This window comes from Halorubrum sp. CGM4_25_10-8A, from assembly GCF_005435025.1.
GTDB classification, from domain to species: Archaea; Halobacteriota; Halobacteria; order Halobacteriales; family Haloferacaceae; genus Halorubrum; species Halorubrum ezzemoulense.
In genome coordinates, this window is the sequence record NZ_SGTX01000013.1 from 26,200 (window position 1) to 41,517 (window position 15,318).

20 protein-coding genes are annotated in these 15,318 nt (G+C 70.4%); 9 read left to right on the top strand and 11 right to left on the bottom strand.

The genetic code is table 11. From position 1 onward, the window contains the following. Positions 1 to 5: 5 nt before the first annotated feature. From EXE52_RS13295 to EXE52_RS13310, 4 genes are all read left to right on the top strand, one after another. Positions 6 to 704, top strand: coding sequence for a LysE family translocator (locus EXE52_RS13295; protein WP_049931285.1), 699 nt, complete (start codon positions 6 to 8; stop codon positions 702 to 704). A 91-nt stretch (positions 705 to 795) separates the two neighbouring features. Then, positions 796 to 1,848, top strand: coding sequence for an NAD(P)-dependent glycerol-1-phosphate dehydrogenase (locus EXE52_RS13300; protein ID WP_049931286.1), 1,053 nt, complete (start codon positions 796 to 798; stop codon positions 1,846 to 1,848). A 162-nt stretch (positions 1,849 to 2,010) separates the two neighbouring features. Then, positions 2,011 to 2,670 (top strand): DUF420 domain-containing protein, encoded by a 660-nt coding sequence (locus tag EXE52_RS13305; protein ID WP_049931287.1) that lies wholly within the window; start codon positions 2,011 to 2,013, stop codon positions 2,668 to 2,670. Positions 2,671 to 2,763: 93 nt separating this feature from the next. Beyond that, positions 2,764 to 4,086, top strand: a complete 1,323-nt coding sequence (locus EXE52_RS13310) for a M28 family peptidase (RefSeq protein WP_089307917.1) — start codon at positions 2,764 to 2,766, stop codon at positions 4,084 to 4,086. Positions 4,087 to 4,122: 36 nt separating this feature from the next. Here EXE52_RS13310 and EXE52_RS13315 read toward each other — a convergent pair whose 3' ends face one another. The 9 genes from EXE52_RS13315 to EXE52_RS13355 form a co-directional block, all read right to left on the bottom strand. Next, positions 4,123 to 4,566, bottom strand: a complete 444-nt coding sequence (locus EXE52_RS13315; RefSeq protein ID WP_049931289.1) for a hypothetical protein — start codon at positions 4,564 to 4,566, stop codon at positions 4,123 to 4,125. Positions 4,567 to 4,728: 162 nt separating this feature from the next. Beyond that, complete coding sequence (locus tag EXE52_RS13320; protein WP_089307918.1) at positions 4,729 to 5,460, bottom strand: NAD(+)/NADH kinase; 732 nt, start codon at positions 5,458 to 5,460, stop codon at positions 4,729 to 4,731. A gap of 113 nt (positions 5,461 to 5,573) precedes the next feature. Then, complete coding sequence (locus EXE52_RS13325; RefSeq protein WP_049931291.1) at positions 5,574 to 5,858, bottom strand: hypothetical protein; 285 nt, start codon at positions 5,856 to 5,858, stop codon at positions 5,574 to 5,576. A 4-nt stretch (positions 5,859 to 5,862) separates the two neighbouring features. Then, positions 5,863 to 6,294: a hypothetical protein gene (locus tag EXE52_RS13330; protein WP_049931292.1), complete on the bottom strand. Its 432-nt coding sequence runs from the start codon at positions 6,292 to 6,294 to the stop codon at positions 5,863 to 5,865. 83 nt (positions 6,295 to 6,377) lie between these two features. After that, entirely contained in the window at positions 6,378 to 7,166 is a 789-nt protein-coding gene (locus EXE52_RS13335; protein ID WP_049931294.1) for a cytochrome b, read from the bottom strand. A gap of 4 nt (positions 7,167 to 7,170) precedes the next feature. After that, positions 7,171 to 7,980, bottom strand: coding sequence for a cytochrome bc complex cytochrome b subunit (locus EXE52_RS13340; RefSeq protein ID WP_049931295.1), 810 nt, complete (start codon positions 7,978 to 7,980; stop codon positions 7,171 to 7,173). Between the two features lie 7 nt (positions 7,981 to 7,987). Then, positions 7,988 to 8,377, bottom strand: a complete 390-nt coding sequence (locus EXE52_RS13345; RefSeq protein WP_049931296.1) for a hypothetical protein — start codon at positions 8,375 to 8,377, stop codon at positions 7,988 to 7,990. After that, a complete protein-coding gene (locus EXE52_RS13350; protein ID WP_049931297.1) occupies positions 8,374 to 9,024 on the bottom strand; it encodes a halocyanin domain-containing protein in 651 nt (216 codons plus the stop codon). The genes EXE52_RS13345 and EXE52_RS13350 overlap by 4 nt, the downstream gene beginning before the upstream one ends. Positions 9,025 to 9,119: 95 nt before the next feature. Next, on the bottom strand, positions 9,120 to 10,034 hold the full coding sequence (locus EXE52_RS13355) for a hypothetical protein (RefSeq protein ID WP_089307919.1): 915 nt from the start codon (positions 10,032 to 10,034) through the stop codon (positions 9,120 to 9,122). A gap of 123 nt (positions 10,035 to 10,157) precedes the next feature. Here EXE52_RS13355 and EXE52_RS13360 point away from each other — a divergent pair, with 123 nt between their 5' ends. Both EXE52_RS13360 and EXE52_RS13365 read left to right on the top strand, forming a co-directional pair. Beyond that, complete coding sequence (locus tag EXE52_RS13360; protein ID WP_049931299.1) at positions 10,158 to 10,640, top strand: hypothetical protein; 483 nt, start codon at positions 10,158 to 10,160, stop codon at positions 10,638 to 10,640. An 83-nt stretch (positions 10,641 to 10,723) separates the two neighbouring features. Beyond that, the gene (locus tag EXE52_RS13365; protein ID WP_049931300.1) at positions 10,724 to 11,344 is read left to right on the top strand and encodes an HAD family hydrolase; all 621 of its coding nucleotides are present in this window, start codon (positions 10,724 to 10,726) and stop codon (positions 11,342 to 11,344) included. 31 nt (positions 11,345 to 11,375) lie between these two features. Here the strand turns inward: EXE52_RS13365 and EXE52_RS13370 are convergent, their stop codons facing one another. Beyond that, the gene (locus tag EXE52_RS13370) at positions 11,376 to 12,239 is read right to left on the bottom strand and encodes an MBL fold metallo-hydrolase (RefSeq protein WP_089307920.1); all 864 of its coding nucleotides are present in this window, start codon (positions 12,237 to 12,239) and stop codon (positions 11,376 to 11,378) included. A gap of 3 nt (positions 12,240 to 12,242) precedes the next feature. Further along, positions 12,243 to 14,096: a radical SAM protein gene (locus EXE52_RS13375; RefSeq protein ID WP_089307921.1), complete on the bottom strand. Its 1,854-nt coding sequence runs from the start codon at positions 14,094 to 14,096 to the stop codon at positions 12,243 to 12,245. A 93-nt stretch (positions 14,097 to 14,189) separates the two neighbouring features. Here EXE52_RS13375 and EXE52_RS13380 point away from each other — a divergent pair, with 93 nt between their 5' ends. The 3 genes from EXE52_RS13380 to EXE52_RS13385 all read left to right on the top strand — a co-directional run bounded on the left by EXE52_RS13380 (position 14,190) and on the right by EXE52_RS13385 (position 15,292). Continuing rightward, positions 14,190 to 14,639, top strand: a complete 450-nt coding sequence (locus tag EXE52_RS13380) for a hypothetical protein (protein WP_049931304.1) — start codon at positions 14,190 to 14,192, stop codon at positions 14,637 to 14,639. A gap of 77 nt (positions 14,640 to 14,716) precedes the next feature. Continuing rightward, on the top strand, positions 14,717 to 14,872 hold the full coding sequence (locus EXE52_RS18545) for a hypothetical protein (protein WP_017342671.1): 156 nt from the start codon (positions 14,717 to 14,719) through the stop codon (positions 14,870 to 14,872). 3 nt (positions 14,873 to 14,875) lie between these two features. After that, positions 14,876 to 15,292, top strand: coding sequence for an Hsp20/alpha crystallin family protein (locus tag EXE52_RS13385; protein WP_086215845.1), 417 nt, complete (start codon positions 14,876 to 14,878; stop codon positions 15,290 to 15,292). Positions 15,293 to 15,318: the final 26 nt, after the last annotated feature.

The window sequence follows — 15,318 nt, forward strand, 5'->3', positions numbered from 1 at the left end:
GCGGTGTGAGTACCCTCGTCACGCTCGGCGCGGGCGTCGTCTTCGGGCTGGCGCTCGCGGCGCCGCCCGGTCCGATGAACGCGGTGATCGCCGAGGAGGCCGTCCTCCGCGGTCGCTTCGCCGGCTTCCGGGCCGGCCTCGGCGCGGCGACCGCCGACGCGATCTTCTTCGTCCTCGCGTACGTCGGCGTCGTCGCGGTCGTGGAGTCGTTCCCGCTGTTACAGGGCGTCATGGTCGCGGTCGGCGGCGTCCTTATGCTGTACTTCGCCGTCGGCGCGGCCCAAGGCGCGCGGGCGTCGTTCCGTCCGACCTCCGGCGAGGAGCCGATCGCGGCCGAGGGGAAGGGGTTCCGCAAGGCGCTGGTGCTCGCCCTGACGAACCCGTACCAGGTGCTGTTCTGGCTGACGATCGGCGTCGGCCTGCTTCAGCCGGGCGAACTCGACGTGTTGTCCCGGCTCCCGGTGGTCGGAGCCGACCTCGCCGGGACGCTCGTGGTCGCCACCGGCTCGCCCGCGCTCATCGGCGGGTTCTTCCTCGGCGTGCTGGTCTGGGTCCTCGGCTTCCCCACGGGACTCGTCGCCGCGGAGCGCAGGATCGAGGCGTTCGCCCCGATCGTCGCCGTCGCGTCGGCGTTCGTGCTCGCCGGCTTCGGCGTCTACTTCCTCTACGACGCGGCGACGACGCTGGCCGCGCTTGGGGCGTAACCGGGGCGGCCGTCGCCCGTCGGCCGCTCCGCGGCGGTCGCGCCCGCCGTACATGGACAACGGCTTTGACCCGTCGGCGCGACCGTCCCGTATGTTCGAGAAGACGACGTGGATCAAGCTCCCGCGGAACGTCCTCGTGGGACACGACGTCCTCGACGACCTCGGGGAGGCGGTCGGCGAGCTCTATCTCACCGGGCGGCCGCTGATCGTGACGAGCCCGACGCCGAACGAGATCGCCGGCGACCGCGTCAGAGCCCAGTTCGACGACCCCGCGACCGCGGTCGTGGAGAACGCCTCCTTCGCGGCCGTCGAGGACCTGAAGGAGACCGCGGAGGCGGTCGACCCGGGCTACCTCATCGCGCTCGGCGGCGGCAAGCCGATCGACATCGCGAAGATGGCAGCCGACCACCTCGACGTCGGCTTCGTCTCCGTCCCGACGGTCGCCTCCCACGACGGTATCGTCTCGGGGCGCTCGTCGATCCCAGAGGGCGACACGCGTCACTCGGTCGCCGCCGACCCGCCGCTCGCCGTCGTGGCGGACACGACGCTGCTCGCGGACGCCCCGTGGCGGCTCACCACCGCGGGTTGTGCGGACATCATCTCCAACTACACCGCGGTGAAGGACTGGCGGCTCGCCCGCCGCCTGCGGAACGTCGAGTACAGCGAGTACGCGGGCGCGCTCTCGGAGATGACCGCGGAGCTGCTCGTCGAGAACGCCGACATGATCCGGCCGGGCCTAGAGGAGTCGGCGTGGGTCGTGGTGAAGGCGCTCGTCTCCTCCGGGGTCGCGATGTCGATCGCCGGCTCCTCGCGGCCCGCCTCGGGCGCGGAACACCTCATCTCCCACCAGCTCGACCGCATCGCGCCCGGTAAGGCGCTCCACGGCCACCAGGTCGGCGTGGCGTCGATCATGACGGAGTTCCTCCACAGCGGCGAGAACGGGCGGTGGGCGGCGATCCGCGACGCGCTCGCCGAGCTCGACGCCCCGACGACCGCGGGCGAGCTGGGGATCGACGACGCGGAGCTCATCGCCGCGCTCACGAGCGCCCACGAGATCCGCGACCGCTACACCATCCTCCAGGGCGGGATCAACGAGGAGGCGGCGATAGGGGTCGCGACCGCGACCGGCGTCATCGAGGAGTGATCCCGGTTCGGCGCGCGGCGAGCGACGCCGCCGGACGGCCCCGCGTCGCCCCCGAAGAACGGCCCCGCGTCACTCCCGCGGAACAGCCCCGCGTCGTCCCCGATCTCCGGCTCTCGATTCCGACCTCGAAAGGCCAATAACGCTCCCGGGAGTACACCTGATATGTCCACCGCCAGCGTTCGCGACCGGGCCAAAGAGCGGGCCACCGCGATAACCGTCCTCCTCACCGTCGTCGGCTACGGCGCCGTGGGGGGCGTGTTCCTCGTTCCGGAGTTCCAAGCGCTGTTCCCGACGCTCACGCAGGAAACGGTCAATCTGCTTGCGCACGCCATCGCGGCCGTCAACACGGTCACCGTGATCTCCCTCTCGCTCGGCTGGTACTGGATCCGGAACGACGAGGTGAAAAAGCACGCGGCGGCGATGACGACGTCGTTCGTCCTCATCCTCCTGTTCCTCGGGATGTACCTCCCGAAGGTCGCCGGGGGCGGCACCAAGGAGTTCGTCCTCGACTCGTCGTACGCGTGGGTCCCGCTGTGGGACTGGGTGTACCCCGCGTACCTGATCATGCTCGCGATCCACATCATTCTCTCCGTGGTCTCGGTCCCCGTCGTCCTCTACGCGATCGTCCTCGGGCTCACCCACACAGAACAGGAGCTCCGGACGGAGACGCCACACCGGCGCGTCGGTCGGATCGCCGCGAGCGCGTGGATCCTCTCGCTCGCGCTCGGGGTCGTCACCTACCTCCTCTTGAACCACCTGTACGACTCGACGTTCGCGGCCGCCGAGGCCGCGACGGTCCTCCTGCCGGCCGTCCCGGTTTAACTCCTCCCCCTCGGCCCCGGCGTCTCGCCGGGGGATCCCGGCCGCCCCCGCCGCCACCGAAACGCTTGACCGGCGGCCGCGACACCCACACCCATGACCGACTGGATCGGCGAGACGTTCACGAGCGACGCGGGCTGGAACCACCTCCTCGACCTCGTCGACGTCGGCGACCGCATGGCCGGCTCGGCGGGCGAGCGCGAGGCGCTTGAGCTGACCCGCGACGCGTTCGCCGCGGCCGGCGCGCGGAACGCCGCGGTCGAGGAGTTCGAGATACAGGGCTGGGAGCGCGGCGACAGCGCGGTCCGCGAGGCCGCGACGGACGAGCCGGTCGCCGTCGGCCCGAACGCCTGTATCGCGCTACCGCGCAGCCCGAGCGCCGAGGTGACCGGGGAGTTCGTCGACCTCGGTCACGGCGTTCCAGCGGACTTCGAGGCCGACCTCGAGGGGAAGGTCGTGATGGTGTCGTCGGACACCCCCGACGCCGTCGACCGATTCATCCATCGCCGGGAGAAGTACTACCGCGCGGTCGACGCCGGCGCCGCCGCCTTCGTCTTCGCCAACCACGTCGAGGGGACCCTCCCGCCGACCGGGAGTGTCGGGACCGCGGAGGCGCCCGTGGGGGCGATCCCGGCGGTCGGCGTCTCGAAGGAGGCCGGCGCCCGGCTGGCGCGGCGACGCGAGGGCGACGACCTGACCGTCGCGGTCGACTGCGAGACGCCGACGGCGACGAGCGGCAACGCGGTCGCCGAACTCGGCCCCGACACCGACGAACACCTGCTCGTCTCCTCGCACGTCGACGCCCACGACATCGCGGAGGGCGCGATGGACAACGGGGCGGGGACGGCGACGATCGTCGAGGTCGCGCGGGCGCTCGCTGCGCGCGAGGGCGAGCTCGACGTGCGGGTCCGGTTCGCCGCGTTCGGCGCCGAGGAGGTCGGGCTCGTCGGCTCGTCCGTGGCCGCCGAGGCGGCCGACAGGGAGGCGGTCCGCGCGGTCGTCAACGTCGACAGCAACGTGTTCGGTCGGACGCTGCGGCTCGACCACCACGACTTCGACGCGCTGGCGGCGGCCGCCGACCGTGTGAGCGACCGCTTCGACCACCCGATCGCGACGGGGAGCGAGCTGGTCCCCCACAGCGACCACTGGCCGTTCGTGAAGCGGGGGATCCCCGGGTACATGGTCTCGGGCGAGACCGAGGGGCGCGGCCGCGGCTGGGGCCACACCCACGCCGACACGCTGGATAAGCTGGAGTCGCGAAACCTCCGCGAGCAGGCGATCCTCCTGACCGAGCTGGTCGTCGAGCTCGCCGAGGCGGACGCGTCGGTTCCCCGCCGCAACACCGACGAGATCGCGGCGGCGCTCGAAGCCGAGGGGAAGGCGACGGGGATGAAGCTCACCGGCGACTGGCCGTTCTGACGCGAGGCGAGCGAGAAAGCGGCGGTCCGCGGTTCGTCAGGCGACGACGAACTGGTTCCAGATCCCTTCGACGAGGAAGAACAGCGCGAAGTACGACGACCACACCAACACGACGAGCGAGGCGGCGATCGAGCTCTTCGGCGCCTCGATCGTCATGTCGTTCCGGGCCTCGACGTTGCGGGCCTCCAGCTCAAAGAAGTCGGCGACGAACATCGCGAGGACGAGCACGGAGAGGATCGTCCCTCTCACCGGCGAACCGAGGATGTAGACGAACGAGAGGAGGACAAGCCCGACGTTAGTGAACACGTGCGGCGTGTACGCCTCCACGCTGTCCGCCTCCTGTCCCTGTTCGACGTGCCGCCTGTGCGCGAGGTGCCGCGTGGCGAGGTTCGCGACTGTCATCACGAAGATCGCGTACGGCAGCGCCGGCCCGACGGCCGACAGCCAGCCGAGGGGAACGAGGAACTGCAGTGGGTCCATATCCACCACTTCCGTTCACGACGTATTAGAGTGTTTCCGATCGGCGCGCCCGCGGGGAGGGGCGGCGTCGCTGCGATCGGAACAAGCCGTCCGTCGCTGCGATCGGAACGAGCCGTCCGTCGCTGCGATCGGAACGAGCCGTCGCCGCCACCGGGGGAGGGATCACCCCTGCTCCGCCGTCGGAGCGAGGAGATCGACCGTCGTCGCGGCCTCGATCTTGACCGCGCGATGTGGCTCGACAGTCCCCCAGCGGTCCCCGTCAACGACCAGCGCGACCGACTCCTCCTCGCGCTCGACGGTGACCCCGAGGCGGCCGCTCGCGACCCACGTGTCGGGAGCGGTCGTGAACGGCGAGACGGGGACGACCGCGAGACCCGCCCCGGGCGATACCAGCGGCCCGCCGGCCGCCGCCGCATACCCCTCACTCCCGAGCGGCGTCGCGACCACGGCGCCGTCCGCGCGCACCGACGCCGACTCGCCGTCGGAGAACGCGATCTCGTACTCGGATATCCGGGCCGGCGCCGCCGTCACGAACGCGACGTCGGCGGCCGCGAACCGGCGGCGACTATCCGGCCGTTCGACCGCGACGACCGGATGAGCGACGCGGGAGAACACGTCGAACTCGGGAGCCGGCCCGTCGACGACGAGGTCGGTCACGAGACTCGGGTCGACCGCGTGACGGCCCGTTCCGACCGGGAGGATCGGGTGGCCGCGCGTGTCCGTACTCGCGGCCGCGCGCATCGCCTCGCGGAGCGCGGCCTCGCCGACGGCGACGACCACGTCTGCCTCGGCGCGGTCGACGAGCGGGGCGCCCGCGTCGGTCGCCGCCGATCGGATCGCCGCCGCCGGGTCGCCCTCGCCGAGAACCGCGAAGGGGCGCGTCGGCTCACTCATGGCCGTGGGTGGGACGAGCGGCGGTGAAAATCCCTCGGTTCGCCGGCGGTCGCCGTCGCGTCGCCGGTGAACGGCGCGAGGAAGAGCGGAGAAACGAGACGAGCGTTTCGCGTTCAGTTCGCGGCGGCGTCTTCGTCGCCGCCGTTGAGAGCGTCACGAAGCTGGCGGCTGGCCGGGATGAGCACCCAGAACGTCGCCGCACCGAGCACCATCAGCCAGAAGAACATGTCGCCCGCGAACACGCCGATCTCGCCGTACGCCGTGTTCACGCCCTCCGCCGGGTTCACGAGCTGCGACACCTGGTAGTACGACGGCGTCCGGTACCAGCCGCCGAAGGTGATCCAGCCGAGACCGCCGATCGCGAACAGGGCGAAGCCCTTCATGAACTCGTCTGCCATTATCTCATGTTTCGCTGGGGTCGTCTTGAGACTTTCCCATCCCCTGTCCGCGGAACCGGGTCCCGAGCACGTACACGGCGGTTCCGAGGATAATGAATCCCACGCCCGTGATCGCCAGTATCGCCACCAGCACGTCTTCCGGGGGCAGGAGTCCGGCGTTGTCGAGCAGATAGACGATGGTCGTCCGGACGAAGCTGATCTGGAGCGTCGCGGCGTCGATGAGGGTGAACCCGACGAAGTAGGTGACGACCGCGGCGAGCGTCGAGAAGACGGTGACGGCCTTGTACAGCCGGAACGGGACGACGATCTCTCGGCCGCTCGGGCCCTCTCGCGGGCCCGTCGGCTCGGTGCGGGGCTCGGCGTCGTCGTCGGCCGCGATCGGATCGCCGGTCTCGTCGAACGCCTGCGAGGAGTCGCCGTCTGTTGAGGATGACATGGGTGATACGGAGCGTCTGAACGGCTGGACCGGACCGCGACCGCGCGTCGGTCACGGGGGCGAAGCGGGCGGGGCTCGACCGGTTACTTCGGCGGGCGGAGCATGAAGTACCGGCGGTTGAGGTCGTACATGTACCCCTCGCGCATCGTCTTCAACACCGCGTAGGTGATGATGCCGGCGACGACGGGGAGCATGAACACGAGCGAGAACAGCAGCTCGAGCGGGACGGGGAAGAAGTTCTGGATGGCGAGCACCGCCAGCGTGATCGCCAGCACGACGCCGGTCATCCCGAGCGCCGCCCAGCCCGGCTCCTCGACGGGACGCCGCGCGTTCCCCTTGTTGAGGAAGGGGACGAGCGTGATGACGCCGAAGATGGCGCCGTGGGCCACGAGCCCGTACAGCTCGTTGGACATGACGATGTTGCCGCCCAACACCGCGAGTTCGGGGTTGATCGGGCTGAGTTTCAGCAGTCCGAACGACCAGTAGAGGTACCAGTCGGGCAGGATGATCGCCGGCGTCGATCCGGGGTTCGCCGGGTCCCCGAAGTGCCCCGGAAGGATCGACGCCACGAGCAGCATGATCCCGAGGAAGAACGACGTGATAGCGAGGTTCCGGATCGTCTCGTGGGGCCACGTCGGGAAGCCGAGCACGTCGCGCTCGACGTACGTGGACTCCGCGCGGAGGTCCTCGTCCTCGCGGCGGGACCGCTCGAAGTACTGGTAGGTGAGCTGTGCGAGCCCCTGGCTGCGCTCCTTGCGCTCCGACCAGGTCGGCGTCTCGTCGTCTGGCGGGACGGTCGCCGGGGGGCCGCCGTCGGTCCGCGCCTCGTCGTCGGTGCCTCCGTCCGTCATGGGAGTGGTGTCGTCGGTCATTGGATTAGTGCGGTTCCGCGATGCCCTGCACCCAGACGATGCCCACGTGGACCGCGATGAGCGCGGTGACCACGAACGGCAGCACGAACACGTGCAGGATGTACATTCTCACGAGCGTCGCCTGTCCGAGGGTGAAGCCGCCGAACAGCAACTGGGCCGCCCACTCGCCCACGATCGGGGTCGCGAGCGCCAGTTCGACGCCGATCTGCGCCGCCCAGAAGGACAGCTGTTTCCACGGGAGGACGTACCCGGAGAAGCCGAACAGCAGCGTCAGGGCGATGAGCACGACGCCGAGGATCCAGTTGACCTCGCGCGGCTCCTTGTACGCGCCGGTGAAGTAGACGCGCAGCATGTGGAGGAACACCGCCGCCACCATGAACTGCGCCGCCCAGCGGTGGATCGCCCGGAGCATGAACCCGAACTGGACGTCCGTCATGATCATCACCATCGAGTCGTACGCCGCCGTCGGGTCGCCCTGCGCCGCCGCACCGGCGGTCGACGGTGCGTAATAGAACCCGAGCAGCGCGCCGGAGACCGCCGCGAGCAGGTATGCGATGATAGAGAGGGACCCGAGCGAGTACAGCGGGTACCAGTACCAGAACTTGTTGTCGAGGTCGTACTGCTCGGTGTGGCTCTTCGGCATCTGGAGGTTCGCGCGGTAGTACATCGTCTCCAGCAGTTCGAGGTAGTCGACGATGCGAAGCCGCTTGTCCAGCCAGATGAGCGTGGTCAGGAACGCCGTCTCGATGGCCGTGAGGTCCTGACTCTTGAGCCACGCGTTGTGGTCCATGTCGTCTTGTTTTTTCAGACTCATTGTCGAATCACTTCTTGTAGTACGGGTACACAGCCCGTTTCAGCGTGTCCGCCAGCCCGCCGGTGTCGATGCTTTTGCCGTCCTTGTCCTCCTCGCGGACGTACAGGTCCTCCCACTTGCGACGGCGTTTCTTCACGATCATCACGTCCGGAAGGAACTCTTTCCGGTACAGGAGTAGGATGAACGCGAGATCAATAAAGATGAGGGCGAGAAGCGCCCCGACGAACATGTTGCCGGCCTCCGTCGACGCCCACGCGGACATCAGCCCGTAGGTGAAAAGCGCGACGAACACGACCTCGATGACGGTGAGGAGGACGATCGCGATCGCGGCGGCGGTGCTCTCACGGGCTGGTTCGTACCGGTGAATGTCGCCGTACGAGGAGTTGCCGGAGCTCATCTCGCACCCCCGTGACCCGTGTGGGCGGACTCGCCGTACTTGAGCATGTAGAACGTGAACACGAACGTCAGCCCGATGCCGAGGATCGCGGAGATACCGACCCAGTGGGCGTGGAGCGGAACGCCGACCTTGGCGATGTCCTCGGGCCACCCGGTGTTCGCGCCGCCGCCGACCTCGACGGTCGCGACGTCCTCGCCGACGGCGATGCCGCCGTGCATGCCGACCGCGGTGTGGGGCACGCAGTGGTAGTGGGTGATCCCGGCGTCCTCGCTCGACGTCTCGTACTCGTAGGTGTACCCCTCCTCGCCGACGGGGTCACCGCTGTCGAAGCTGGCCGGGCCGCCGCCATCGACCGCCTGGACGTTGTGGTCGCCGCCGTTGCCCGTCCACTCCCAGGTGATCGTCGTTCCCTCGTCGACCCACACGAGGGTCGGGTCGAACGCGAGGCCGTTGCTGCCGGCCCCGACCGAGATGGTCACCGAGTCTTGGCCGCGGGCGTCGGTGTACGAGCCCACGTTTCCGCTGGCCGCCCCGCTCGGCCAATCGGGCTGTACCTCCTGTGCAGCCGCCGTTCCGGTCGCCCCGGCGGAGGCCGCGACGGCGGCGGTCGCGCCGCCGGCCGTCCGCACGAAGTCCCGCCTTTTCATACAGTTTCACTCAGGACGGGGTGCGCTTAAACCCACCGACTGATACCGCCGACGCGGAGGTGTCTGTAGGGCCTGAGACCGTCGAAATCGGCGGATTACTCGTCTCGGTCGGGGTCGGTCGTAGCGCCGTCCTCGCCGGTCACGACGCCGTCCTCAACCGGGACGAACTCGGGCCGCTCCTTCGCCTCGCGGAGCGCTCGCAGACGGTCGCGGTACTCCTCCGATCGGAACCGGTCCGAGAGCCGCGCGTTCGCCACCATCGCGAACAGGAACACCCCGACGAGCAGGAACACGATGCCCATCGCCGGCGCGACGATCGTGTCGAGGTCCGTTGCGGCGGTCGCGACGAGGAGCGCCACGCCGGCGAGCACCTGAATCCCGGCGACCGCCTGTATCACGAGGTTGCCGAACTCGCCCGAACCCTCCGGAACGCTGTCGGGGTGCGGGAGCGACCAGTCCTCCGGCGGCTCGGGCACCTCGTACGAGTCCATCGCCGCCAAGGCGACGACCGGTTCGATGTCCCGAAGCACGGTTCCCTCGCCGCGTACCTCGCCCGTGGGGCGGATGATCGCGTATCCCTCGTCGGAGTAGACGAGGATGCGCTCCTCGCCGTCCTCGCGGACGCGCTCTAAAACGCCGAACACGTCGCGGGTCGCGATCCGGGACTTCAACTCGGCGTCGACCCGGTCGAGGAGCCGGTCGCCGGTGATCCACGTGTCGGGGTCGAAGGCGGCGTCCCACTCCTCGGCGCTCATCTGGGCCATGTCCGACGGGCCGAAGTCGTCGAAGTCGTACTCGGACTCGACGCGCTCGCGGAGGGCCTCGATGTCGTCCTCGTCTCCGGGAGCGCCGTCGGCGTCGGTCGACGCGGGCTCCGCTTCCGGAGTCCCGTCGGTCGCCCGGGATCCGTCTTCCGCGGGCTCCGTGTCGGGGGCTTCCGGGTCGTCGGGCGGGTCGGCCGACTCCTCCGACGGCGACTCCGGCTCCGACCGCGTCGAGGTGTCCTCCATCGCCCCGGGGTACGTGCTCCTGACGCTAACTGTTTTCGTCCGCGCCCCGACGGCGAGAGGGCGGGACCGCGGGCGCCCGACGCGGATCGGGGGGCTTTACGCGCCGGAGCACGTATCGACGGTATGGTCGACGAGTCGGTCATCGCGGCCCTCGCCGGGATGTCCGTGACGACGAGTCTCCCGTTCCTCCTGTACGGCGCCTGGATCATGATCGACGCAGAGACCGTGTCGTGGAACGTGCTGATGCGCCACCTGCGGTACATCGTCGTCGGACTGGTGCTCACGACGGTCCCGATAGCCGGGTGGATGGTCCCGCGCGTCCTCGACCAAGTGAGCGGCATGGCGATCCTCCACGCGTTCTTCGGCGTTCAGGCGTACGCCCTGTTGGCGTTCGCGCTCACCGGGATCGTGCGGATCTTCCAGGCGAAGCGGAACGCCGACGCCTACGAGGACCCCAGCGTGGACATCGACGAGCTCCACGAGGACATGAGCCACTGGCGGAAGCGGCTCCGCGCCGGCGTCGCCGGCTTCATGCTCCTGTGGTTGTGCGCGTGGGTGACCGGACTCTACCGGCTCGTCACGCTCCACTTCGGCTCGCTGTTCTGACGGCGGCGGCGCGAACGGTCGGCGTCGAGAGGCGTTCCCCCGACCGACAGCTTCAATCCGGGTTTGTCCCTAACGATGGTATCGTGGCAGTCACCTTCGATCTCTTCGGGACCCTCGTCGACGTCGAGTACCCGTCCGACCCGGCGGAAACGGTCGCGCGCGAACTGGAGTCCCGCGGCGTAACGGTCCCCGACGACTGGCACGTCGCGTACGGCGAGCAGCACGTCGAGGCGCCGGCCGGCGCGGAGGTCCCTCTCCCCGCACACGTCGCTCGGGCGCTGGACTCCCGCGGCGTCGACGCGGAGCAGAACGTCGCCAGGCACGCCGTGATCGCGGCGTTCGACCCGGACGTGACCCGGCGCGACGGCGCGCTCGACGCGGTCCGGGGCGCGGCCGACCGGGGCCCGGTGGGGCTGCTCTCGAACTGCGCCGTCCCCGAGCTCGTCCCGCGGACGCTGATCCGGGCCGGGCTCCGGGGCGAGTTCGACGCGGTCACGACGAGCGTCGGCTGCGGCTGGCGGAAGCCGCACCCCTCCGCGTTCGAGGCCGCGGCGGAGGCGCTCGGAACGGCCACCACCGGCCTCGTCCACGTCGGCGACGACCCGGAGACCGACGGCGGGATCGTCGCCGCCGGCGGCCGCTTCGTCGACGTGACGGAGACGCCGCTGTCCGAGGTCGTCGCGGAGTTGGAAGCGGAGCCGTAGGGGCGTTCGGTGGACGGCGGGAGCCGCGGAGTCAGTCGAACCCGCGGTCCGCGAGCCGCGCGCGCCACGCCTCGTCGGCCCGTCCCTCGGCGACCAGCTTCTCGACGTGCGCGGCGACCGTCGCCAGCGCGAGGTCCCGCACGCCGGAGAGGTCCTTCTCGTAGGCGCCGTCGACGACCGCGTCGAGGTCCGACGCGCCGCCGTCGAGCGCGGCGATCACGTCTCGCTCGCGGTCCAGCCTGTGATCTATCAGCCGCTCGCAGGCCGCCGGCGGGTCGTCTATCGGCGGGCCGTGTCCGGGGAGGAGTCGGTCGTAGCCGGCGTCGCGCACGCGTTCGAGGCTCGCGAGGTAGGCGGCGAGGTCGCCCTCGGGCGCGGCGACCGCGACGCTCCCCTCGGCGACGGCGAGGTCGCCGCAACACAGCACCGACCGCCCCGACTCGGTCCCCGGACCGCCGGCCGCGAACGCGAGGTGGTCCGGCGCGTGTCCCGGCGTGTCGACCGCGCGGACCGCGGTGTCGGCGACCGTCTCGCCCGGCGCGACCGTCTCGTCCGGCTCGACCCCGGCGGCCGCGGCGAACCGGTCCGCGTGGTCATCGCGGGCGACGACCGTCGCGTCCGTCAGGGCGGCGTAGTCAGCGACCGCGCCGACGTGGTCCGGGTGGGCGTGGGTGACGGCGATCGCTTCGACGGACGGGGCGTCCGCGTCTACCGATCCGCGCTCCGCGAGCGCCGCGTCGAGCGCGTCGGTCCGGGCGGCGGGGTCGGCGAGGAGGCCGTCCAACAGGTACGCGTTCGTGGTCCCGCCCGGCGCGCGCGTGTCGACGGGGACTTCGACCCGGGTAACCGCGGGACCTTCGAGGCGGTCGGGGTCTTCGGGATCGTCGACCGACATCGCTCAGTCCCCGCGACCGAGCGACGACCGCGCGGCCGGACCGGGGCCGGAGCCGGGACGCTCGCGACCGGGGATCGGCACGTCGGTGTCGCCGGCGACCGCGTACGCCCCGAGGTCGGCGACCCCGGCGTCGACCGCTTCGACCGAGTCGTAGTGGCGGCCGACGACGATGTCACCAGCCGTGCTCCGGTTGATCCCGGGGATCGCGGTGAGCTCGTCCATCGAGGCCACGTTGACATCGAGCGGGTACGGGACGCCGGTGACGGAGCGGTAGCCGTGGTCCGTGATCGCCACGTCGATGCTCGTTCCGAGCTCGCGCTCGCCCGGCACCGCGACGAGGAGCGCGTACGTGCCGAGCTGGCGCCCGAACGTCTTGCCGTCCTGGTGGTACTCCAGGTACACGTCCGGGAGGACGGTTCCCGGCGGCACAACGCGGTCGAGCATCGGGTTGTCGATGGTCTCGCGCACCTCGCGCTTGTACGCCTGGAACTGGTCTTTGTGCTCCTGTGCGACTTCGGCCCCCGTCTCGGCCATCTCTGTGCCCGCGAACGCCATCACCTGCCGGATGTTGATCCGGCGGAGCATCAGCCCCTCGTCGTACACCGTCTGGAGGAAGCGCTTGTTGTGCTCGTACGTCTCCGGGCGCTCGCCGGTCAGCCCGTGGACGAGGTTGATCCCGGGGAGGAGCTTCGGCAGCCGCGGCGAGGCGTCCGGTCCGGTTGAGGGACCGGTGACGCGGGCCGGGTCGCCGGGCGTCGTCTCGGGGGCGTCGCCCGGGCGCCAGCCGCCCTCCTCGTTGACGACGCGGACGGCCTCCAAGCACTCCTCGGCGGTGACGAGGAGGTTGTTCTCCTCCTGAACGACCGGGTCAGCCGATTCGAGCCCGAACGCGGCCGTGTCGCCGGGCGTGTTGTGCTCGGCGATGACGCGGATCGCCTCGCGGGACGCATCCGGGTAGTCCGTGATCGTCACGGGGTTCATGTTGTCGAGGTGGAGCGTCCGGAGGTCGGGCGCGACCTCGCGGATCCCGCCGTACAGCTCCCGGAGCGCGTCGGGGTTCGGCGCCTCGCCGTCGCCGCCGAACGCGAGGATGTCGGCCTGCCGTCCGAGCCGGAAGTGCCGCACGCCGCGGTCCGAGAGCGCGTCGACCTCGTCGACGACCGACCGCGCCGCGCGGAACGCCGGGTCGCCGTACAGCGGCTCCGTACAGAACGAGCAGCGGTAGGCGCACCCGCGGGAGGTCTCCATCTCGCAGATGAGGTAGTCGGGGTGGTTCGGGTGCTGCTCGACGACGAACGCCCCCTGCTGGGCCCAGCGGTCGACCTCCCCGTTCGTGCGCATCCGGTTGCCGTACCCTTCCAGCCCCTCGCGGACGAGGTCGTGGGCCGCGGCCTCCACGTCGCCCATCGCGACGAAGTCGTAGTCGAGGTCGTCGCGTCGGGTCTCCTGCGCGCCGGCGTTCTCCTCGCCGACGCCGAAGCGCACCGGGCCGCCGAGCAGCGTCACGCCGTCGGCGGTCCAGCCGAGCTCTCGCACCTCGTCCGGCTCCGCGGGGGTGCCGCCGACGTACTTCCCGGGCACCGTCATCCCGCCGACGTAGATCATGAGGTCGGCGTCGGCGACGTCGGCGTGCTTGCTCCGGTCCTCGCGGAGCTCGTCGATCGTGTGATAGGTGATCGCCGACTCGGGGACGCCGGCGTCGACGAGCGCCCCGGCGGTGTATCGGGGGTACGTCGAGAGGTACGGCGGGACGCCGAAGTGGGCCGGCTCGTCGACGTACCCGTCGACGATGGTGACGGAGAGGTCGTTCGGGTCGGCCGGGAGCGACCCCCGAGCCGACGCGGGCGAATCGGTCATGTTACCGTCCGTACTCGACCGAGACGGGAAAAGCGTGCGGAACGCCCGAGCCGCGCCGGATTACTTATGCCGGAACGCGCGGAAACCCCGACCATGCCCTCCGAAACGCCCCCGAACGGTGAGACGACCTCCGGCGACGGCGCGCCAGCGCGCGCCGACGGGTCCGCTCGCTGGCAGCGAGTCGGAAACTACGTCTCGTTCGCCGCGCTCTGCGCGCTCGCCGCGATACAGTTTCTCGGCACCAATCCCAGACCGTGGGGACTCGCCGCCGGCTGGGCCGCGGCGACCGCAGTCGCCGTCGGCCCGATCGCGTGGCTCGCCCGCGACCGCCTCTCGCCGGATCGCTACGAGACGCTGACCTACGTCGCCTTCGGCGCCGCGATCCTCGCGATCTCCGTCGGGCTGGGAGTCGCGCTTGCGTTCGAAATCCCGTTTCGCCCGTACGGTCCCGGCTTCCTCGCCGGCACGGCGTTGGGTATCGCAGTCGTCGCTGTCGCCGAGCGAACCGTCGTGCCGGACCGGATGCGCGGTGCGGGGGTCTGAGCGCCGCATCGCGCGGTTCGCACCCCCGGCTCGCCGCCGCCACGCCGTTTAAGCCGCCGCCGATACTACGTCCGCGTATGCCATCGACGATGGAGGTCAAGTGCGTCAGCGACGACTGCGAGCTCGACATGTTCGAGAACCACTACACGTACGACGTGCCCGACGACCACGCGGTCGAGGACCTCTCGTGTCCGTACTGCGGCGGGAGCGACCTCGTCGAAATCGAGGTGTGAGCGGTGGACGGACTCGTCGAAAGCGGTCGCTCCGCGCTCCGTAACGCCCTCGAACGCGTCGGCCGCGGCTGGGGTCGCGTCCAGGAGCGCCGCCCGCTCTCGCACGACCTCCTCGAGAGCGACGACGCGTACCTCGTGGTCTTCGACGCCCCCGGCGTGCGCGGCGAGGACGTCGACGTCACCTTCCTCGACCGCACCGTCGAGGTCTCGCTCGAACGCTTCCGCGACTTCTACGACGGCTACGACCTCGTGTTCCCGGGCCGCGGCGTCTCGCTGTCCGGCAGCGTCGACCTCCCCCGCGACGCCAACGTGACGCCCGAGGGCGCGAACGCGACGCTCACGCGCAACGGGACGCTCCACGTCGAGATCCCCAAACGCGGCGGATCGAGCGACGTCGACGTCGTCGAAGAAGACGACTGACCCCCGGCTTCGGCTCTGCGGCCGCT